Raw genomic sequence first — 19,273 nt, forward strand, 5'->3', positions numbered from 1 at the left:
TCCTATGTTTCAAAAAGCACTATGGCTAAGAACGTATCAACAAAGTAAATATGTTGTATGGTTATTTTGGCTTGCCAGTTTCTATACTTTGTCATATTACTACTATATGACTTCTATTCAACAGCAACAATTTCTAAATGACAACAAAAAGTGGAACTCTGTATATCATTACACCTTTAATTTAACACTTCTAGATTCTGTCATGCTGTTAGGTATTGTGCTTATCGTTCTAGCTTGTACGTTAATTGGATGGGAAAGACAAGATAACTCTAGCGACTTGCTATGGTCTATGCCCTTTAAACGTTCACACCTCTATATAACAAAGTGGTTGTTTGGAATCTGTAATATCACCGCTGTTGTCGTTTTAAACTGGGGGCTATTTGCTATTATGAAAAAGTTAACTTTTCATAATAAATATCAAGTATTCTCCCCCTTTCATAGTTATTTTATATACATGTTAATTGTACTAATTGCTATTTATACACTTGCCTTATGTATAGGAACAATCGCTGGGAATGTTATATCGCAAGGAGTTCTCACTGCCGCTCTATTCATGTTCCCATTATTACTTCCAACACTTATTTCAGGCGTCATTGCTGTTCACTCAAACACTGAATTTCATGAGAACAGTGGCCTTATATATAATGTGACGGAAAACATACGTATTTCTAGTGCAGCAGAAGATTTCAATATTCACTTTAATTATGATCCACAAAATGCTTATACCGATCGAAACGGAGTACGTCATAACGAACCAAACTTTACAAAGATTCCACCGGTAAAAACATTGATTGGACCTATCGTACATATCATTGTTTTATTACCAATCGGTATATATTTATATGCCCGTTCAGTCAACGAGCGAAATGGTAACTACTTATTATATCCGAAACTACAAAAAGTAGTTATAGGTTGTGCGATTTTCTTTGGTGGAATCGTTGGAGGTTTAATACTAAGTCGTGCGCAGTCATTGTCCAGCTTTTACATCGGATTTTTGGTGACTAGTTTCATTACGTATTTCTTCCTACCTAAAATATTAAAATGGAAAGTCTCTTGGAATTTTAAATAAAATAACCTCCTCTCGATGAGGAGGTTATTTCACATTCTCTCTTCTTTTCCCATACTCTTTTTCTTGCTTCGTTCCAAACCCGTCACCATTTGCTACAATTTGATCTGTTGGAGCGACTATGCTTTCAGCAATTCTCCATTCTCCCCCTTGTTGAATAAACACTTGCATAAAATAATTCATTCCATTTAACTGATACGGATTTTCTTTTTTCACTTCATAACGAGCAGCAACATAGTACACTTGCACATTCTCAGCTTCAAACTTAGAAATATATTGCGATAATCTCGGGATATACTGCGATGCTTTCTGAAGTGGAAGTTGTTTTACTTTTACAAGAGAAGAATTTTTCACATTACTTATCGTATCTTCATGCCGAACGTTATCGCTATGATGAAATAAAATCGTATTCTGCATAGAGCGAATCCATAACTTCGAATATAAGACAGGTTGCTTATTTGAAATATGTTGTAATTCTTTTTGGACGACTTGAATTGGCGTTGCAGCATCCACGAATTGATGAAAGCAGAAAAAACTTCCAGTCATAATAAGAAGCGTAAAAATACGTTTCATAATTTTTCACTCCGATTCTTTTTAATTAAAGTATTGGAGTTTCAAAATGTTTTTATTCAAAAGAAAAAGGATAGGAAAGCTTTCGCTTCCTATCCTCATTTATTATAATACGCGGCCAAATAGCTCTAATACCATTTCTATTTCTTGGTCGCTCCAACCTTTAAATCTCTCTTTATAATATTCTTTACGCACAGCTTCAAGTTTTTCAGTTACTTCTCTTCCATGTTCTGTAATTTCTAAGTACACGATACGACGGTCTGAATTTGAACGCTTTCTTTCTACAAATCCTTTTCGTACGAGACGATCAGTAACAGCTGTAATATGACTGGAGGTTACGTTTACTTCACTCGCAATTTGCGAAGCCATCTGTGGACTGTTTAAAAATAACGCGCGTAATACAGAAAATTCATTATATGGCATATGTTCTGCAAAACGTGTATTAATATCATTTTGTAATAAACGTATCATCTTTCTAAATGATCCGGATAACTCTAAAATCAATGTTTCTCTTTTTTCGTTCACTAGCCTCGTCCCTTTTTTATCATATTTACACATATTATAATCTATAAATACCTATGTTGTATATGCTTTCTTTCCTCAACATTCTCATTTATGTAACTTTTTTCATATAAATTTCTTTTTTGTTCACACATATACATATAAAAAGGATGGTGATGGAAAATGCAAGGTGGAATGAATCCATATTTACATAATATCCGTACGACAAATACTGGTAAAGAAGCTACTATTACTGTACAAGGAGAAGGAATCGTAAAAGCAAAACCAAATGTTGTTATATTAACACTTGGCATTCGAACTGATAGTAAAAATGTGAAACAAGCGCAAGAAGAAAATGCAGTGCAATCAAAACAATTGTTAGATGCACTGAAACAACTAGGTATTGCCGACAAAGATATCGAAACCATTTCGTATACAATCACTCCTCAGTACGAATATGTAAATGATAAAGCATTGCTTCAGGGATACCGCGTGGAGCATTTGTATGAAATTACCGTTTTAAATGTACAAAAAGCAGGGGAAGTATATGATATAGCCGTTTCCAATGGGGCAAACGTAGCAAAAGGATTACGCTTTCGAATATCTCATCCAAATAAATATTATGAGCAAGCCCTCATTCAAGCTCTACAACAAGCGGTAGAAAAAGCTCGTGCTATTGCGAGTACATACAATTTAAACATTAATCCTGTTCCACTCTCATTCGTTGAGGAATCTGCTCAATTACCACGGGAAGTTGCATCCTATGCTACTTTACATGCACAAGCAGCTCCTCCCATTCAATCGGGAGAATTAGAAATCATTTCTACAATAAGGGCGATTTTTACGTATTTATAAATAATTTCATTTATAAGTAAACGTTATCATTTTCCTTGTTGTAAAAACATGATGTTCTGATATAATAAAGGACGGTGAGCTCTTACAAAAGAGATATCACGGGTGGGAGAGGGATATGAAAAAGAAGGTTTAACATGAAAGGAATACTTGAAAGAACATTTAAATTAGGTTTACACGAAACATCACCAAAACAAGAAGTTTTAGCTGGAGTTACGTCATTTTTCACAATCGTATATATTATGATTGTAAATGCATCCATTTTATCCGATGCTGGCATTCCTCTTGAAGCTGGAATTTTAGCAACTGTTTTCAGTTCATTTGTCGGATGTCTGCTCATGGCATTTTGGGCAAATGCACCTGCTATTCTTGTCCCTGGTATGGGTGTAAATGCATTCTTCACGTACACTGCTGTGCATACGCTCGGATTAACTTGGCAGGAAGCATTAGCAGCTGTCTTCATCTCTGGTATTATTTTTGCAATTGCTGCGTTTACACCAATCGCTCGCGTGCTTTCAGTATCGATTCCAAAGTCATTAAAGGAAGCTATTACTGTCGGCATTGGATTGTTTTTAGCGTTTATCGGATTGCAAAAAGGTGGTTTAGTCGTTTCGAATCCAAATACTGCTGTTGCAATGGGTAAATTAAGTAACCCTGTCGTTCTTGCGACCGTGCTTACTCTTATTGTTGCACTTGTATTATTTATTCGTAACGTACGTGGCAACTTTTTATGGACGATTGCAATAGGAACAGGTATTGCATGGCTATTTGGTCTTGTTGATACAAGTCAAATCGGAAATAGTTCATTCTCATTCGCTAATTACGGCGATGTGTTTGGTGCTATGTCATTTGGCAAACTTTCTTCCTTACCGTTTTGGATTGCAACATTCTCCTTAAGCATGGTGCTTATTTTTGAGAACATGGGACTTCTGCACGGTTTATTAGAAGATGACCGTAAATTCCCACGTGCTTACCAAGCCAATGCAATTTCAGCAATGACATGTGGTCTATTTGGCACAAGCCCTACCGTATCAACAGTAGAGAGTGCCGCAGGTATTACTGCAGGCGGAAAGACAGGTCTGACGTCTATCGTTACAGGGTTGTTATTCTTTGCATCACTGTTTGCACTTCCGTTTGTCAAACTAATTCCTGATAGTGCCATTGCACCAATCTTAATTATTATTGGCGGCCTGATGATTACAAGCATTCAGCAAATTCCTCTGAACGATTTTTCAGAAGGATTTCCAGCGTTCTTAATTATCGTCATGATCCCGCTCACATATAGTATCGCTGATGGCATTGCGTTCGGATTTATCGCTTATCCTATCTTAAAAATTGCTCTTGGAAAGCGTAAAGAAGTCGCACCTTCTATGTATATCGTTACATGCTTATTCTTAGCCATGTTCGTATTACATGCTATTGGTTAAGTAAAAAACACCGAGGAATTTTCCTCGGTGTTTTTTTACTTAAACCATCCTTTTTTATAAAACCAAGCCATCATGCCGCCGCCAATTAACGCCATGATAAGTAGACAAATAAAATAACTATATTGTCCACCAAGCTCTGGCATATGCGTAAAGTTCATTCCATATACTCCCGCAATAAATGTTAATGGCATGAAAATAGTCGAGAATACAGTTAATGTTTTCATAATGTTATTCATATGATGTGAGTTTAATGAAAAATAGCTATCTCGAATATCTGCCGTTAATTCTCGGCTTGCTTCAATCATTTCGGTCAGTTTAAGCAAATGATCATGTATATCTTTAAAGTAAATTTCATGATCACTTATACCGTAAAAACGAGTCGAGTTTAAAATACGATACAATAAATCACGCATCGGAATGATTGTACGCCTTAGCTTCGATAAATCTGCACGTATATCAAATACCTCTTCTAGTACACTTCCTGCTGTTTCACCCGTTAAATTATCATCAATTGCATTTAAATGATCCTCAATGTAATATACAGGCGCAAAATAGTCATCTACAATTTGATCGATAATTGTATGCGCTACGTGTAAAGGACTATTTTTAATACGCTTCTTTTCTCCAAGTGTTTTCCATACTCTTTCAATCGCATTGTTATGAGAAAAGTGGAAAGACACAATATAACGATCACTAATAAATAAATCAATCTCGTGCGGTTCTAATCCATCCTCACCAAATGCATGAAGAACTAAAAAGTTATATCCATCATAAAAATCAACTTTTGGCCTCTGTACATATTCTATACAGTCTTCAATTGCAAGGGGATGGAACTTAAAATGATCTTGCAAAATGTATGTATACTCTTCTTTCGTTGGCTTATATAAATCTAGCCAATACCATACAATATGGTCTTTCTTTGTTTCCTCTAGCGAAACATCATATAATACTTCATCTGTTTTTGTTATTGCACAAATTCTAATCATAATTTCACCCATTATTATTATAAACAAAAAACAGCAAAAAAAGCCAAGGAGAAATACTCCCTGGCTCTTCTTTATTACTCAGTAACGATGCCGTGCACTAATGTTGGTGCATCTACATGCTCGTTAGTAATCTTCATGTTCTCATAAATTTTTGCTTTTACATCTTCTACATTTTCACGGTTTGCGTAAATGGTAACAAGGGATTCACCTTTTTTCACGCTTTCCCCTACTTTTTTGCGAAGCATTAAGCCAACTGCTAAATCAATTTCAGATTCCTTCGTCGCACGTCCTGCTCCTAAAAGCATTGCTGCTGTTCCGATTTCATCTGCAACGATTTCTGATACATAACCGTCTTCCTTCGCTTCCACTTCAACTTTAAACTGTGCTTGTGGTAATTTAGAAGGATCATCAACAACAGATGCATCTCCGCCTTGCGCTGATAAGAACGTTTTAAATGATTCTAGCGCTTTACCGTTGTTCATTACTTCAATTAATTTCTCACGTGCATCTTCTAAAGATGAAGCTTGTCCAGCAAGGTATACCATTTGACTTCCAAGTGTTAAACATAACTCTTCTAAATCTTTCGGTCCTTTACCTTGTAATGTATCAATTGCTTCTTGTACTTCAAGTGCGTTACCAATAGCCTCACCAAGTGGTTGACTCATATCAGAAATAACAGCCATCGTATTACGACCAACGTTGTTACCAATGCGCACCATTGCCTCTGCTAAACGTTTTGCATCTTCATCTGTTTTCATAAATGCACCTGCTCCAGTTTTTACATCAAGAACAATTGCATCTGCACCAGCAGCAATTTTTTTACTCATAATTGAGCTTGCAATAAGCGGAATTGAGTTTACTGTTGCCGTTACATCACGAAGTGCATACAATTTTTTATCCGCAGGTGTTAAGTTTCCACTTTGACCAATAACTGCGATTTTATTTTCATTTACAAGACGCATGAATTCATCATTTTCGATTTCAACATGGAATCCTGGAACTGCTTCTAATTTATCAATTGTACCACCAGTATGTCCTAGACCACGTCCAGACATTTTTGCAACCGGTACACCTAAAGCGGCTACTAATGGACCTAATACAAGTGTTGTTGTATCACCAACACCACCTGTGGAGTGCTTATCTACTTTTACCCCTTCAATAGCTGATAAGTCGATTGTATCACCGCTATTGACCATTGCCATCGTTAAATCAGCACGTTCTTGATCGTTCATATCTTGGAAGAAAATTGCCATTGCAAGTGAACTTACTTGATAATCAGGAATATCACCATTCGTATATCCTTCAACAATAAAGTTGATTTCTTCTGTCGTTAATGCATGTCCGTCACGTTTTTTTGCAATTAGGTCCACCATTCTCATTGTGAGGTCACCCCTTCATTTGTTTTACGATTGCTTTTACTAATGCTAAGAAGTTAGCTTTAACACGTTCTGTCGTTTCGATTACTTCATCGTGGTGAAGTGGCTGATCTAAAATACCAGCTGCCATATTTGAAATACAAGAAATACCAAGTACTTTCATACCAGCGTGACGCGCTACAATTACTTCAGGTACTGTTGACATACCAACTGCATCTCCGCCAAGTGTACGAAGCATACGAATTTCAGCAGGTGTTTCATATACAGGACCTGTCATTCCAACGTATACACCTTCTTGTACTTTAATATTTAAGTCTGCTGCAACTTGTTTCGCCATTTCGCGAAGCTCTGTCGTATATGATGTAGACATATCAGGGAAACGCACACCCATTTCAGAATCATTTGGTCCGATTAATGGATTTGTACCCATGAAGTTAATGTGGTCTGAAATTAACATAAGATCGCCTGGTTCGAATGATGTATTTACACCACCAGCTGCATTTGTTACAACAACTGTTTCTACACCTAGTTCTTTCATAACACGAACTGGGAATGTTACTTTTTGCATGTCGTATCCTTCATAGAAGTGGAAACGTCCTTGCATTGCTACTACTGTTACACCTTGAAGTGTACCGAATACTAGTTGACCTGCATGGCCTTCTACAGTTGAAACTGGGAATTCAGGGATTTCACTGTAAGGTACTGTTACTGCGTTCTCGATTTCATCTGCTAATACACCTAGTCCAGATCCAAGGATTAGTCCTACTTGTGGTGTCTCTTGAAATTTCTCTTTTAAGTATGAAGCTGATTTTGTAATAAGTTCACGATTCATTTGTATATCCCCCTATTTCTTTAGCTCGTTTAAGAAGCTTGTTCCGTATTCTGGCATTTTCACACCGAAGTTTTCTGCTACAGTTGCACCAATATCAGCAAATGTTTGGCGAAGTGGTAACTCTTGTCCGCCTTCTTTCATGCTTGGACTATATGCTAATAACGGTACATATTCACGTGTATGGTCAGTACCAGGGTGAACTGGGTCATTACCGTGGTCTGCTGTAATTAATAATAAATCATCTTCTTTTAGTTTTTCGAATACTTCTGGAAGACGCGCATCATAGTCTTGCAGAGCTTCTCCGTATCCTTGTGGATCACGACGGTGACCGAATAATGCATCAAAGTCAACTAAGTTTAAGAAGCTAAGACCTGTAAAGTCCATATTTAATGTATCTACAAGCTTATCCATTCCATCCATGTTAGACTTCGTACGAAGTGATTCAGTTACCCCTTCACCATCATAGATATCAGAGATTTTACCGATAGCAATCACATCATAATCACTATCTTTTAGTTCATTCATTACTGTACGGCCAAATGGTTTTAATGCATAGTCATGACGGTTTGGCGTACGTGTAAAGTTTCCAGGCTCACCAACGAATGGACGAGCGATAACGCGACCTACCATGTACTTCTCATCTAACGTTAATTCACGTGCAATTTTACAAATTTTATATAACTCATCAAGCGGTACTACTTCTTCGTGTGCTGCGATTTGTAATACGCTATCAGCAGAAGTGTAAACGATTAAAGAGCCTGTTTCCATTTGTTCTTGACCAAGTTCATCAAGAATCTCAGTTCCAGAAGCTGGTTTATTACCGATGATTTTACGGCCTGTTTTTTCTTCTAATTCATCAAGTAATTCTTTCGGAAATCCTTCAGGGAACACTTGGAATGGTGTATCAATGTAAAGGCCCATGATTTCCCAGTGGCCTGTCATTGTATCTTTACCAGTAGATTTCTCTTGCATTTTTGTATAATATCCAAGTGGTTTTTCTACTTTAGAGATGCCTTTCATTTCACGAATGTTACCAAGACCTAATTTCACCATGTTAGGCATTTGTAATCCATTCATATGTTCAGCAATGTGACCAATTGTGTCAGATCCTAAATCACCAAATTGTTCAGCATCTGGTGCTTCACCGATTCCGACAGAGTCCATTACGACTAGGAATATACGTTTATATTTATTCATAACTGCGACCTCCTATAAGTTCAGTTCTACTTCTTGTAGTATGTTCAAAACGCTATAAAGTGAAACTGTTCTCCATAAGAATTATCTTTCGTTCTCATTGTCAAACAGTACTTCTTTAAATCATTCTCTAACCTATTTCGTTTACCTTGAAACGACGCAAAAACATTTCTAGTTTTTTCTAAGTCAGATGTCAGACATCTGATACTGATATCATAACATGTTTACGCTTTCTTTTTAATACATTTTCGTAGAATTTCTCATTTTTTTCACACTTCTATTGTAATCCATTATGCACAGAAGTGCTAATTATTTTATGATTTATTTCTTCATATAAAATGAAATTTTAATTAACCCGCAAATAACGAGACAAAAATAAAAAGCAGCTCCAAAGAGCTGCTTTTTATTTTACTTCTACTGTTTCTTCTTTATGTTCATGCAGCTCACCTTTTCTAACATGAACTTTCACTTTGTAAGAACCGTTTTCTTTGAAAGTATGCTTCGTTTCATACTCTCCTTTATTTCCTTCTTTCGCTGGAATAAATTCGTGTTTTTCAACACCATCTTTCCAAATCTCAAGTTGTACTTCAGCACCAGTTAACGCTTCTTCTTTTTGTTTTAAATGAACTTTCATTGTTGATTCAGCATTTGCTTTTATGTCACCAGCCATAAGGTGGATCATTGTATCGCTTTTATGATCGCCATGTCCTGCACCATGATCACTATTTTCTTTTTTCGCATCTTCTACTTTCGCATTTCCTACAGCCACTTTTACTTCTGGCATAACATGCATTTCACGCGCATTTGTGTGAGCGATAATATGGTACACTCCATCCGTCTCGAACGTTTTCTCTACAGCATAAACACCTTTACCTTTATGCTTACCATCTAACATCTCGTGCTTTTCGTCCCCAGCTTTCCAAATTTCAAACTTTACATCATCAGCATCCGTTACCTTTTCTTTTCCTTGTGTAACAAGTGCTTGTACTTCTGTTTTTTCACCAGGTTTAATTTCTTTCGGATTTGTTTGAACTGCTACTTTTACAGCTTCCAGTTTCTGTTCTTTTTTCGGTTCTTCTTTGTTTGTATTACAGCCAGCCAATGCTAGCATCGCGATAAATAAAGTCATAATAAGTTTTTTCATCATCATTTCCTCCTTCATACCTTATTTAGTATAGAGGAAATACATTGTAATATTCTAGTCTTCTGCTGAAAACAATGTACGAAATGTTTGTGAAGTTTCTGTGAAGTACTTCATCCTTTTGAATCTATGAAAAAAGAGCATAGTAACTATGCTCTCGGATGGAACTGTTTATATACATCTTTTAATCTAGTTTTTGAAACATGCGTATAAATTTGTGTCGTTGAAATATCTGCATGTCCAAGCATTTCTTGCACAGCACGCAAATCTGCTCCATTTTCCAATAAATGCGTAGCAAAAGAATGGCGCAACGTATGAGGTGTAAGCTCTTTTTCAATATTTGCTTCTTTCGCTAATCGTTTTAAAATTTTCCAAAACCCTTGTCTTGATAATCGATTCCCATGATGGTTTAAAAAGAGTGCATCTACTACTTTTTTACCCATCAATTCTCTTCTTCCCTTTTCAATATACTTTTGAATCGCTTCCGTCGCTAAACTTCCTAGTGGAATAATTCTTTCTTTATTCCCTTTCCCTATGCAACGAACAAATCCCATTGTTAAATGTACATCTTCTAAATTTAAGGCAATTAATTCCGAAACACGAAGTCCTGTTGCATACAGTAACTCTAGCATCGCTTTATCACGAACCCCAAAAGCACTCGTCATTTTTGGTGTCTGAAGTAACGCCTCTACTTCATCAACTGATAATACTTTCGGTAATTTCCGTTCTCCTTGCGGCGTTTCAATATGTACGGATGGATCGTGCTCTACCGCTCGTTCACGAAGTAGAAATTGGTGGAACGAACGAATCGACGCAATATGACGTGCTAATGTTTTTGAAGATTTTCCGTTTTCTTTTAAGTGCTGCAGAAAATTAACAATGTGCAAGCGTGTCACTTCATGAAAGCTTTTCGCTTGTTCTACGTTTTGCAAGTACTTTACATAACTTTTTAAATCACGTTCATAAGATACTACTGTATTTTTCGCTAACCCTTTCTCGACAACCATATAATGAATAAAATCTTTTAATTGATCTTCCAATCTACACTACTCCCCATTTTCATAGAAAAACATCATTCTATTTACGAAAGCATCCTTTGCCGGCTCTTCATTCCCTGATACTTTTTCTACAGTCTCTTCTTTTGGCTTTTCATAACGATGATAGCTTTCATATTCTTCATTTATCCATAGTATAGCGAAATAAAACAAAATCGTACAACTTGTAAATAATAAAAATACTTTTACCCCATCAAAAGTTAATTTTAAAGCTCGGCGCATTGTAAATTCCTCCAAAATATAAGTTATTACAACATATGCCAAGCTTTCACCAATTTATACCTTATTCAAATAAAAAACCTCTTCCTAGTTAAATAGGAAAAGGTTATTTTTCATCCGTTTCATTTTCTTGACAATTTTTACAAATCCCATGGAATGTTAAACGATGATCCTTCACCTTAAAGCTCCAGTCACGTTCTACTTTCCTTTCCACTTCACCAAGTAAATCTTCTTGTATTTCTTGTACAGCACCACATTGTGTACAAATCAAATGATGGTGGAAACGCTGCGCACCTTCTTGGCGTAAGTCATAGCGTGAAACACCGTCTCCGAAGTTAATCTTATCGACAACTTTTAACTCAGATAATAGTTCTAAAGTTCGATAGACGGTTGCTAATCCGATCTCTGGCGACTTTTCTTTTACAAGGAGGTAAACATCTTCTGCGCTTAAATGATCTTCTTCATTTTCTAGCAGCACACGAACTGTTGCTTCACGTTGCGGTGTTAATTTGTAGCTCGCTGCATGTAATTGCTTCTTAATTCGTTCAATTCTTTCTTCCATTCGGTACTACTCCCTCCTCGCCACTCTTACACCATTATATCAGAAGAAGGGCTTCTGTCAAAAGAAAAACAATAAAAACAAATTGATAATTATTCTCAAAAAGTATTTATTTTTTATTAATAGCCTCAACGACTTCTTTCATTAAAACTGGTGATGCGTAAGCCTCCACACTAGAAGCAAGTGCTAACACCACTCCAATTACGAGAAAGAAGCATGTATAACGGATTAATAATGGTAATAGTGGCTCGGTTATTTTTCTAATAAATTGATGCCTAATCATCCGTAAAGAAAAACTTGCAGCAATAGTTGTCATAACGAGAAAGACTGGAATGATAATTAAATTTTGTGGCAAAACAGATACAAATGCTAGTAATAATCCATTCCATCCATGCTGACTTACTAAAAAACCTACTGTAAATCCGACAACTACTCCTTTTACAAATAATAAAATAAAAATAAGTGGCAATCCAATAATTGAAATTCCCAAAATCCAAATAAATCCAATGTATTTTAATTGCGAAAAGTAACTTTCTCGAAACATTTCGCCTGCAATAGCAAATTCTCCTTTAGAAACTTGTCCAAAAAAACGTTGTAAATAAAATGATAAATCTTGTTTTTGATTTAATTGTAAACTATTTACAAGAATGGCCCCAAATATTACTCCCATCAATAATAAAACAGCGTTAAATATATATAATGAAGAGTTTTCCTGTATGTGAGACACTACACGGTCTTGCCAAGTTTTTCGCCACATTTTTCTTCCCTCCGTTCACACTCTTACTAAAAATGTATGAAAGAAAGAAAAAAGTATGACGAATTAACATTGAAATTCCGCTCTACTTTGCTAAACTAAAAAGTAGAGAATAGGAGGGATTTCTCTTGAAACCATTATTATTAGATTTTCCAACATTATTTCAAACTGAACGCTTACAAGTTCGTAAGCCATTTCCAGGTGATGGTGCAGAAGTGTATGAAGCAATCCAAGCTTCTCTAGAAGACTTAGTACCGTGGATGCCAATTAACGCTGAAACAGAAGAAAGTGCTGAAGAAATCGTTCGTAACGCTCACGGACAGTTTTTACTTCGTGAAACACTTGATTTTCACTTATACGATAAAGTATCTGGTACATTCATCGGAGCTATAACGCTCAAGCCTGAAAACTGGGATATTCCAAAGTTTTCACTTCACTTCTGGCTGCATAGCGCTTATACAAAACAAGGTTATATGACCGAAGCTGTTAAAGGTGCCATTCAATTTGCCTTTGATAAGCTAAGTGCTAGAAGAATTGAAATTCGTATTGATGCAACAAATACAAATGCATGTAACCTAGCAGAACGTTTAGAATTTATTCTAGAAGGTACAATGGAAAATGATTTCATAGCACCAGATGGTAGCTTACGTGATGCACGCGTATATGCAAAAATCAATTAAAAAACACTCGCCTTTGGCGAGTGTTTATTTTTGTAGTTGTAAATATTGTACTGCAAACATTGTCTTTGCATCATGAATACGAAGATCTTTCATAAGAATAACCGCTTCTTCTAACGATACTTCCATCAATTCCACAAACTCATCTTCATCTAACTCAGCTTTATTTTCTTTTTTCGTCAAACCTGTCGCTTTATATACATATAAAATTTCATCTGCGAACCCTGGAGATGTGTAGAAAGAAGTAATAAGCTCCATATTTTCACATACATATCCTGTTTCCTCTTCTAATTCACGAACTGCTGTCACCTCAGGTTTTTCACCAGGTTCTAACTTGCCGGCTGGAATTTCTATAATCGCCTTTTCAAGCGCTTTACGATACTGCTCAACAAGCACAATTTTCCCCTCATCAGTAATAGCAATAATAGCAACTGCACCAGGGTGATTTACAATTTCACGTTTACTCATTGCTCCATTTGGTAATACTACATCATCAACACGAACTTTTATAACTCTACCATCAAAAATTGGTTCAGTTTTTACGGTTCTCTCTGCAAGATTACTCATACTACTTCATCTCCCTGTTCTATTTCCTATTCTTTCCTCATACATTTTACCACATTGAAAGGAGCGTGATAGAAATGAAAGTTTATATTTTACCAAATCGCGTCACTTTAGTCGGAAAAGCGTGGCAAATTCGCCATAAGCTAAAACAATATGGCAAAGAGTATACCACTGTACAAGAGTGGATTACAGCAAATAAAGTAAAACTTTAATCAGAGGGGGCATCCCTCTAATTATTCGTCTTCACCAATCCGGATAAAAGTAAAACGTTTGTCAACCTCTTTTCCCTTGCGTACAATACAGGTAAGGAGGTTGACCTATGAAAAAACGTCAATTAGGAAACTCGGATTTATTTGTGACAGAAATGGGACTTGGCTGTATGTCTCTCGGTACATCTGAAACAGAAGTCCTGCGTATTATCGATGAAGCAATCGATTTAGGAATCAATTTTTTTGATACCGCGGATTTATATGATTATGGATTAAACGAAGAATTTGTTGGTAAAGCCTTAAAAGGGAAACGAAATCAAATCGTCCTTACAACGAAGGTTGGAAATCGATGGACAGAAGCAAAAAACGGCTGGTCTTGGGATCCTTCTAAGGATTACATAAAGGCTGAAGTGAAAGAAAGTTTACGTAGACTTCAAACTGACTATATTGACCTTTATCAACTTCACGGCGGGACGATTGAAGATCCTATAGATGAAACAATTGAAGCCTTTGAAGAATTAAAAAAAGAAGGTATCATTCGCCATTACGGTATTTCTTCTATACGTCCAAATGTCATCCGTGAGTATGCAAAGCGTTCAAATATCGTTAGTGTCCTAATGGAATATAGCCTTTTAAATCGTCGCCCTGAAGAATGGTTCCCATTTCTTAATGAACATCAAATTAGCGTCATTGCTCGCGGACCACTTGCAAAAGGAATTCTAACTGACAAGAATGCAAGAAAGATAGAAAGAGTAAAAGAAAAGGATTACCTTTCTTATTCTTATGATGAATTACATGCGACACTAGCGAGTGTAAAAGAAATAATCGGGGAAAGCTCTTTAACAGGAACAGCTATTCAATATTGCTTGCATAACGAAACTGTTGCAGCTGTTATACCTGGGGCTAGCTCTATTCAACAATTGCAAGAAAATGTACAAGCTAGTAAACAAACACAGTTAACAACAGCAAAATATATACAGCTTCAGCAAATTGCAAAATGTGATACCTATGCTTCACATCGTTAAAAAGACGCTACCAGTATGGTAGCGTCTTTTTATAACGTATCATATTTATCAGGATTCGTTCCTACATGTAAATTACGATTTAACGTATTAATTTGAGTCATCTCTTCTTCCGTGAGTGAAAAATCAAAAATAGTAAAATTCTCCTTAATGCGAGATGGTGTAACAGATTTAGGAATCGTTACTATCCCACTTTGAATATCCCATCTCAATATAACTTGCGCAGGTGTTTTTTCATATTTGTTAGCAATAGCCTGAATGATTGGATGCTCAAATACTTCTCCGCCCCTCATTAATGGACTCCACGCTTCCATTTGAATTTGCTCACCTTGACAGAAATTACGCAATTCAGATTGTGTTAACATTGGATGAAGTTCTACTTGGTTTACCATTGGCTTTACTTTGCAATTTGGTAATAGCAGCTCTAAATGGTGTTTATGGAAATTAGAAACACCAATCGCACGCACTTTACCTTCTTCATACAATTTTTCTAACGCTCGGTACGTATCAACATACTTCCCTCTTATTGGCCAATGTATTAAATATAAATCTACATAGTCCATTTGTAATTTCTTTAAACTTTTCTCAAATGCCTCAAGTGTTTCCTCGTATCCTTGATCGTCGTTCCAAACTTTTGTTGTAATAAATAAGTCTTCTCTCGGAATCCCTGATTCACGAACCGCTTCTCCGACACCGCTTTCATTTTCATATACAGTTGCTGTATCAATCGAACGGTATCCAACTTCTAACGCTGTTTTTACTGCTTGTTTTACTTCGTCGCCTTCTTTTGCTTTATAAACGCCTAGACCAATCATCGGCATTCTCACGCCATTATGAAGTGTAGTTGTTGGAATATGCACATTCGTTCTTCCTTTCCTTGTTACATTTTTATAAGCCACCACTTTATTTCAACAAGATTCAATTAAAAAGTCAAAACATATGTACAGTTTACATAATAAATTTATACATCTTCAAAAATAATGCGAACTCATTCATTCCCGTTTATTTTCTATCCAGTTCCTCGCTTTTTCATCAACATTACGTACAAACTCAGTTTTCCCTTCCGAATATAACGTACCATCATATGTATACTTTTCAGCTAACTCTTTCTTTAAAGTTGCATACGCCTCTGCTTCTTCACAATGAGCCATCATATAATCACGAAACGCTAAATGCCTTACTATCTCTGCATTTCCTTTTTCAAACACGTGTAAATGATACGAACGTTTTGCCTCCGTTCCATGAATAAAATAACGACGTCTTGAAATACCATTTTCCCCTTTTGCGATGTAACCAAGCTCTTTAAAACGTTCATTCCAATGATCTACTCTGTCGATACTCTCTACTTCCATAATCATATCTATAATTGGTTTAGCTGCCAGTCCTGGCACTGACGTACTTCCAATATGATGAATTTTCACGGTTTCTGGCATCGCCGATTTTAATCTTTCGGCTTCCATTTTAAATTTTTCACCCCAATGATTTTCATGCGGAACAACTACAATTTCCCTCATTCTAACTCCCCTTTTCTTACAAGCTCGTCAAAAAAATGATCAGTGAAATATCACTGATCATTTTTTTATTATTTAAAGTCTTTCCAAGTAAGGCTACTTTCACTTAACAGTTCTTCAAATGATTTATTCTTTTCACGTTCTTTTTGTTCTTGGCGCTTTCTTTCCAGCTCTGCTGCCTCTTTTTTCTCTTCTCTCACTTGCAATTCTTTCTTCTTATTCTTTAATTGCTGCATAAGTGAATCATTTAATTGATCACCTAATGTAACAGATTCTTTCTTTGGTTGATTCACTTGAGATTGTCTTTGCATTTGTCTTTGTTTCTTTTTCTTCATGCTGCTCACCTTTTACTTTTTTCTCCATTATAGTAGATACACGATGAAATCGACAACAAAAAAGGGTCATTACTCTATGATTCATCTTTTGTAAATATGTTAATTTTTCGAAAAAACTAAATTTTTATATAGATATAATCCTATGAATCTATTAAAATTATGTCGTATGATGTCAGATTATAAAAAAAGGAGAATTAAATTATGTGGAAAAAAATTATTCCTGCTGTTGCCGTTTTAAGCACCATTACTTTTTCAAGCGTATTTGCCGCTCCCCCATCTCAGACTCCAGCTGAACAAAACCGCTACATAGACGTACAAATGCTTGGTATTAATGATTTTCATGGACAACTAGATACTGTTAAAAAAATTAATAATAAAGAAGCTGGTGGCGCTGATTACTTAGCTACTTATTTAAAAGATCGGAAAAAACAAAACCCGAATACACTTCTCGTACATGCTGGTGATATTGTAGGTGCTAGCCCACCAGTTTCAGCATTATTACAAGATGAGCCTACTATTGAATTTTTAAATGACTTAAAGTTTGATGTTGGTACAATCGGAAACCATGAATTTGATGAGGGTATTGATGAAATGAAACGCCTCATTTACGGTGGATATCACGAAAAAACAGGAAATTTCAAAGGGGCTAACTTCCCTTATGTCGCTGCAAACTTCTATAACAAATCAACCGGTCGCCTATTTTTACCGCCATTTACTGTCAAAATGGTAAATGGTGTGCCTGTAGGATTCATTGGCGTTGTTACAACTGATACACCAAATGTCGTTATGCCTACTATGCTTAAAAATGTAGAAATCACTGACGAAGTAGAAGCAATTAATAAATCAGCGCAACAATTAAAGCGTCTCGGTGTTAAATCTATTGTCGTCCTTGCTCATGTCGGTGGAACAACAGATGAATCTGGTATAACAAATGGCGATCTCACTCGAATCGCAAATGAAACAGATCCAGAAGTTGATATTATTTTCGGTGGACATAGTCATACATATGTAAATGGTACAGTAAATAATAAACTAATTGTCCAAGCGAACTCTTACGGAACAGCTTTCTCTGATGTGGATGTAACAATTGATAGAAAGACAAAAGATATTGTGAAGAAAAAAGCTGAAGTGGTTACAACATACCATGAAGGTGTAGCACCTGATAAACAAGTAAAGCAAAAACTGGATCAATATAAAGAAAAAATCGCACCACTTGTAAATGAAGTTGTAGGAAAATCTACAGCACCTATCGATCGTAAACAAAATGCTGCTGGTGAGTCCACTCTTGGAAATTTAGTTGCCGATGCCCAGCGCCAAACGATGCAAACTCAAATCGCACTTATGAATCCGGGCGGCATTCGTAATGACTTAGATGCTGGCGATATTACATGGGGCGAATTATATGGTATTCAACCTTTTGGAAACCAATTGATTAAAGTAGGTTTAACAGGTCAAGATATTCGCGATATTTTAAATCAGCAATGGCAAAAAGGAACGACAAGAATGCTTCAAATTTCAGGTATTCAATATACGTGGGATGCAAACAAACCAAACGGTGAAAAAGTTACAAATATACATTTAACAAACGGAGAAGAATTATCTCCATCTAAAACGTATAGCGTAGTAGCGAATGCTTTCTTAGCTTCTGGTGGTGATGGATTTGTATCATTTAAAAATGGGAAGAATTCAGAAACTGGTCCAAACGACTTTGAAGCACTAGTCGATTACGTAAAACAATTAAAAGAACCAATTCAGCCAGTTATTGATGGAAGAATTCAAAAAGTAAATTAAGTATTTTCCGAATAAACAATCCAATTTTTTCACTGCAAAGGATATGCACTTATCCTGTATATTATTCGTAATATACAGGAAACAAAGAAAAGGATACTCGTTCTTACAATGAACATAGTATCCTTTTCTTTAGTTATCAAAATTTGATGTTTTATTAAAATCATATTGTTGTAAAAATTGTTGTAACGCCTCTTCTACAAGTTTAGATTTTTGAATTCCTTTCGATTCTGATATAGCGTCTAATTTTGCTAATATTTCTTTATTAATAGAAAAGGTACGTTTCTTTTTTTCTGTACTTATATTCATAATGGGCGCAATTACTTCTTCCCTCTTTCTTAATAGCTCATAAATACTTTGTAATTGCTCATAAATTAATAATTGATAATCCGTTGTCGCATATTGAAGGGCTGTCGCTTCTTGGAGTTGTAAGTGACGCGGTTCTTCTCCATCTCCTACAAAAATACGTTTTTTCTGTTCTCCATCATATTCGTATCCAATCAACCTTAATTTCTTTGATAATGTATACGGGCTTATTTCAAGACGTTTTGCTATAATAGCGATGGATTCACGTCTATTTAAACAATCTATAATTTCTCCAATCGTCACAATTTCCCACCTCCCGTGTTGAAATG

General features: G+C 35.9%; 23 protein-coding genes. 7 read left to right on the forward strand and 16 right to left on the reverse strand.

Translation table 11 applies throughout. The features are described 5' to 3' along the window. Window positions 1–4: 4 nt before the first annotated feature. The gene (locus DN390_RS10975; RefSeq protein ID WP_147807333.1) at window positions 5–1,069 is read left to right on the forward strand and encodes an ABC transporter permease subunit; all 1,065 of its coding nucleotides are present in this window, start codon (window positions 5–7) and stop codon (window positions 1,067–1,069) included. 24 nt (window positions 1,070–1,093) lie between these two features. Here DN390_RS10975 and DN390_RS10980 read toward each other — a convergent pair whose 3' ends face one another. Then, window positions 1,094–1,639, reverse strand: a complete 546-nt coding sequence (locus DN390_RS10980; RefSeq protein WP_147807334.1) for a hypothetical protein — start codon at window positions 1,637–1,639, stop codon at window positions 1,094–1,096. 102 nt (window positions 1,640–1,741) lie between these two features. Next, window positions 1,742–2,161 carry a MarR family winged helix-turn-helix transcriptional regulator gene (locus DN390_RS10985; protein WP_001003313.1) on the reverse strand — a complete coding sequence of 140 codons (420 nt, stop codon included), beginning with the start codon at window positions 2,159–2,161 and terminating at the stop codon, window positions 1,742–1,744. A gap of 159 nt (window positions 2,162–2,320) precedes the next feature. On the opposite strand from DN390_RS10985, the gene DN390_RS10990 reads away from it, so the two are divergent. After that, window positions 2,321–2,992, forward strand: a complete 672-nt coding sequence (locus DN390_RS10990; protein WP_147807335.1) for an SIMPL domain-containing protein — start codon at window positions 2,321–2,323, stop codon at window positions 2,990–2,992. A 134-nt stretch (window positions 2,993–3,126) separates the two neighbouring features. Beyond that, window positions 3,127–4,416 (forward strand): NCS2 family permease, encoded by a 1,290-nt coding sequence (locus DN390_RS10995; protein WP_098289007.1) that lies wholly within the window; start codon window positions 3,127–3,129, stop codon window positions 4,414–4,416. A 35-nt stretch (window positions 4,417–4,451) separates the two neighbouring features. Here DN390_RS10995 and corA read toward each other — a convergent pair whose 3' ends face one another. The 9 genes from corA to spoIIM all read right to left on the reverse strand — a co-directional run bounded on the left by corA (window position 4,452) and on the right by spoIIM (window position 12,505). Continuing rightward, window positions 4,452–5,414 carry a magnesium/cobalt transporter CorA gene (corA, locus tag DN390_RS11000; protein ID WP_001976329.1) on the reverse strand — a complete coding sequence of 321 codons (963 nt, stop codon included), beginning with the start codon at window positions 5,412–5,414 and terminating at the stop codon, window positions 4,452–4,454. Window positions 5,415–5,476: 62 nt separating this feature from the next. Further along, the gene (locus tag DN390_RS11005; RefSeq protein ID WP_060632160.1) at window positions 5,477–6,781 is read right to left on the reverse strand and encodes a pyrimidine-nucleoside phosphorylase; all 1,305 of its coding nucleotides are present in this window, start codon (window positions 6,779–6,781) and stop codon (window positions 5,477–5,479) included. A 7-nt stretch (window positions 6,782–6,788) separates the two neighbouring features. Beyond that, a complete protein-coding gene (locus tag DN390_RS11010; RefSeq protein WP_001078444.1) occupies window positions 6,789–7,610 on the reverse strand; it encodes a purine-nucleoside phosphorylase in 822 nt (273 codons plus the stop codon). A gap of 12 nt (window positions 7,611–7,622) precedes the next feature. Next, window positions 7,623–8,807, reverse strand: a complete 1,185-nt coding sequence (gene deoB, locus DN390_RS11015) for a phosphopentomutase (protein WP_060632161.1) — start codon at window positions 8,805–8,807, stop codon at window positions 7,623–7,625. 400 nt (window positions 8,808–9,207) lie between these two features. Beyond that, window positions 9,208–9,951 (reverse strand): FixH family protein, encoded by a 744-nt coding sequence (locus DN390_RS11020; RefSeq protein ID WP_140350537.1) that lies wholly within the window; start codon window positions 9,949–9,951, stop codon window positions 9,208–9,210. A gap of 143 nt (window positions 9,952–10,094) precedes the next feature. Then, window positions 10,095–10,985, reverse strand: a complete 891-nt coding sequence (gene xerD, locus DN390_RS11025) for a site-specific tyrosine recombinase XerD (RefSeq protein ID WP_000390084.1) — start codon at window positions 10,983–10,985, stop codon at window positions 10,095–10,097. Between the two features lie 6 nt (window positions 10,986–10,991). Continuing rightward, on the reverse strand, window positions 10,992–11,222 hold the full coding sequence (locus DN390_RS11030) for a YqzK family protein (protein ID WP_060632164.1): 231 nt from the start codon (window positions 11,220–11,222) through the stop codon (window positions 10,992–10,994). A gap of 103 nt (window positions 11,223–11,325) precedes the next feature. After that, complete coding sequence (fur, locus tag DN390_RS11035) at window positions 11,326–11,781, reverse strand: ferric iron uptake transcriptional regulator (RefSeq protein ID WP_000392657.1); 456 nt, start codon at window positions 11,779–11,781, stop codon at window positions 11,326–11,328. Window positions 11,782–11,887: 106 nt separating this feature from the next. After that, window positions 11,888–12,505 carry a stage II sporulation protein M gene (gene spoIIM / locus DN390_RS11040; protein ID WP_234415812.1) on the reverse strand — a complete coding sequence of 206 codons (618 nt, stop codon included), beginning with the start codon at window positions 12,503–12,505 and terminating at the stop codon, window positions 11,888–11,890. Between the two features lie 155 nt (window positions 12,506–12,660). Between spoIIM and DN390_RS11045 the strand changes: the two genes are divergently transcribed. Further along, a complete protein-coding gene (locus DN390_RS11045; protein ID WP_000803491.1) occupies window positions 12,661–13,212 on the forward strand; it encodes a GNAT family N-acetyltransferase in 552 nt (183 codons plus the stop codon). A 24-nt stretch (window positions 13,213–13,236) separates the two neighbouring features. Here DN390_RS11045 and DN390_RS11050 read toward each other — a convergent pair whose 3' ends face one another. Then, on the reverse strand, window positions 13,237–13,776 hold the full coding sequence (locus DN390_RS11050; RefSeq protein WP_060632166.1) for an NUDIX hydrolase: 540 nt from the start codon (window positions 13,774–13,776) through the stop codon (window positions 13,237–13,239). 74 nt (window positions 13,777–13,850) lie between these two features. Here DN390_RS11050 and mciZ point away from each other — a divergent pair, with 74 nt between their 5' ends. Beyond that, entirely contained in the window at window positions 13,851–13,985 is a 135-nt protein-coding gene (gene mciZ / locus DN390_RS11055) for a Z-ring formation inhibitor MciZ (protein ID WP_000870297.1), read from the forward strand. A 107-nt stretch (window positions 13,986–14,092) separates the two neighbouring features. Beyond that, complete coding sequence (locus tag DN390_RS11060; RefSeq protein ID WP_147807337.1) at window positions 14,093–15,007, forward strand: aldo/keto reductase; 915 nt, start codon at window positions 14,093–14,095, stop codon at window positions 15,005–15,007. 29 nt (window positions 15,008–15,036) lie between these two features. Here the strand turns inward: DN390_RS11060 and DN390_RS11065 are convergent, their stop codons facing one another. From DN390_RS11065 to DN390_RS11075, 3 genes are all read right to left on the reverse strand, one after another. Then, window positions 15,037–15,864: an aldo/keto reductase gene (locus DN390_RS11065; RefSeq protein WP_097950645.1), complete on the reverse strand. Its 828-nt coding sequence runs from the start codon at window positions 15,862–15,864 to the stop codon at window positions 15,037–15,039. Between the two features lie 132 nt (window positions 15,865–15,996). Then, a complete protein-coding gene (locus DN390_RS11070; RefSeq protein ID WP_147807338.1) occupies window positions 15,997–16,518 on the reverse strand; it encodes a GrpB family protein in 522 nt (173 codons plus the stop codon). A gap of 68 nt (window positions 16,519–16,586) precedes the next feature. Next, a complete protein-coding gene (locus tag DN390_RS11075; RefSeq protein WP_147807339.1) occupies window positions 16,587–16,850 on the reverse strand; it encodes a YqkE family protein in 264 nt (87 codons plus the stop codon). Window positions 16,851–17,051: 201 nt separating this feature from the next. Here DN390_RS11075 and DN390_RS11080 point away from each other — a divergent pair, with 201 nt between their 5' ends. Next, the gene (locus DN390_RS11080) at window positions 17,052–18,641 is read left to right on the forward strand and encodes a bifunctional metallophosphatase/5'-nucleotidase (RefSeq protein ID WP_147807340.1); all 1,590 of its coding nucleotides are present in this window, start codon (window positions 17,052–17,054) and stop codon (window positions 18,639–18,641) included. Window positions 18,642–18,770: 129 nt separating this feature from the next. Here DN390_RS11080 and DN390_RS11085 read toward each other — a convergent pair whose 3' ends face one another. Beyond that, a complete protein-coding gene (locus DN390_RS11085) occupies window positions 18,771–19,247 on the reverse strand; it encodes a ribbon-helix-helix domain-containing protein (RefSeq protein WP_048562375.1) in 477 nt (158 codons plus the stop codon). Between the last annotated feature and the right edge of the window lie 26 nt (window positions 19,248–19,273).

Source organism: Bacillus sp. SH7-1 (assembly GCF_008042405.1).
Taxonomy (GTDB): domain Bacteria; phylum Bacillota; class Bacilli; order Bacillales; family Bacillaceae_G; genus Bacillus_A; species Bacillus_A thuringiensis_N.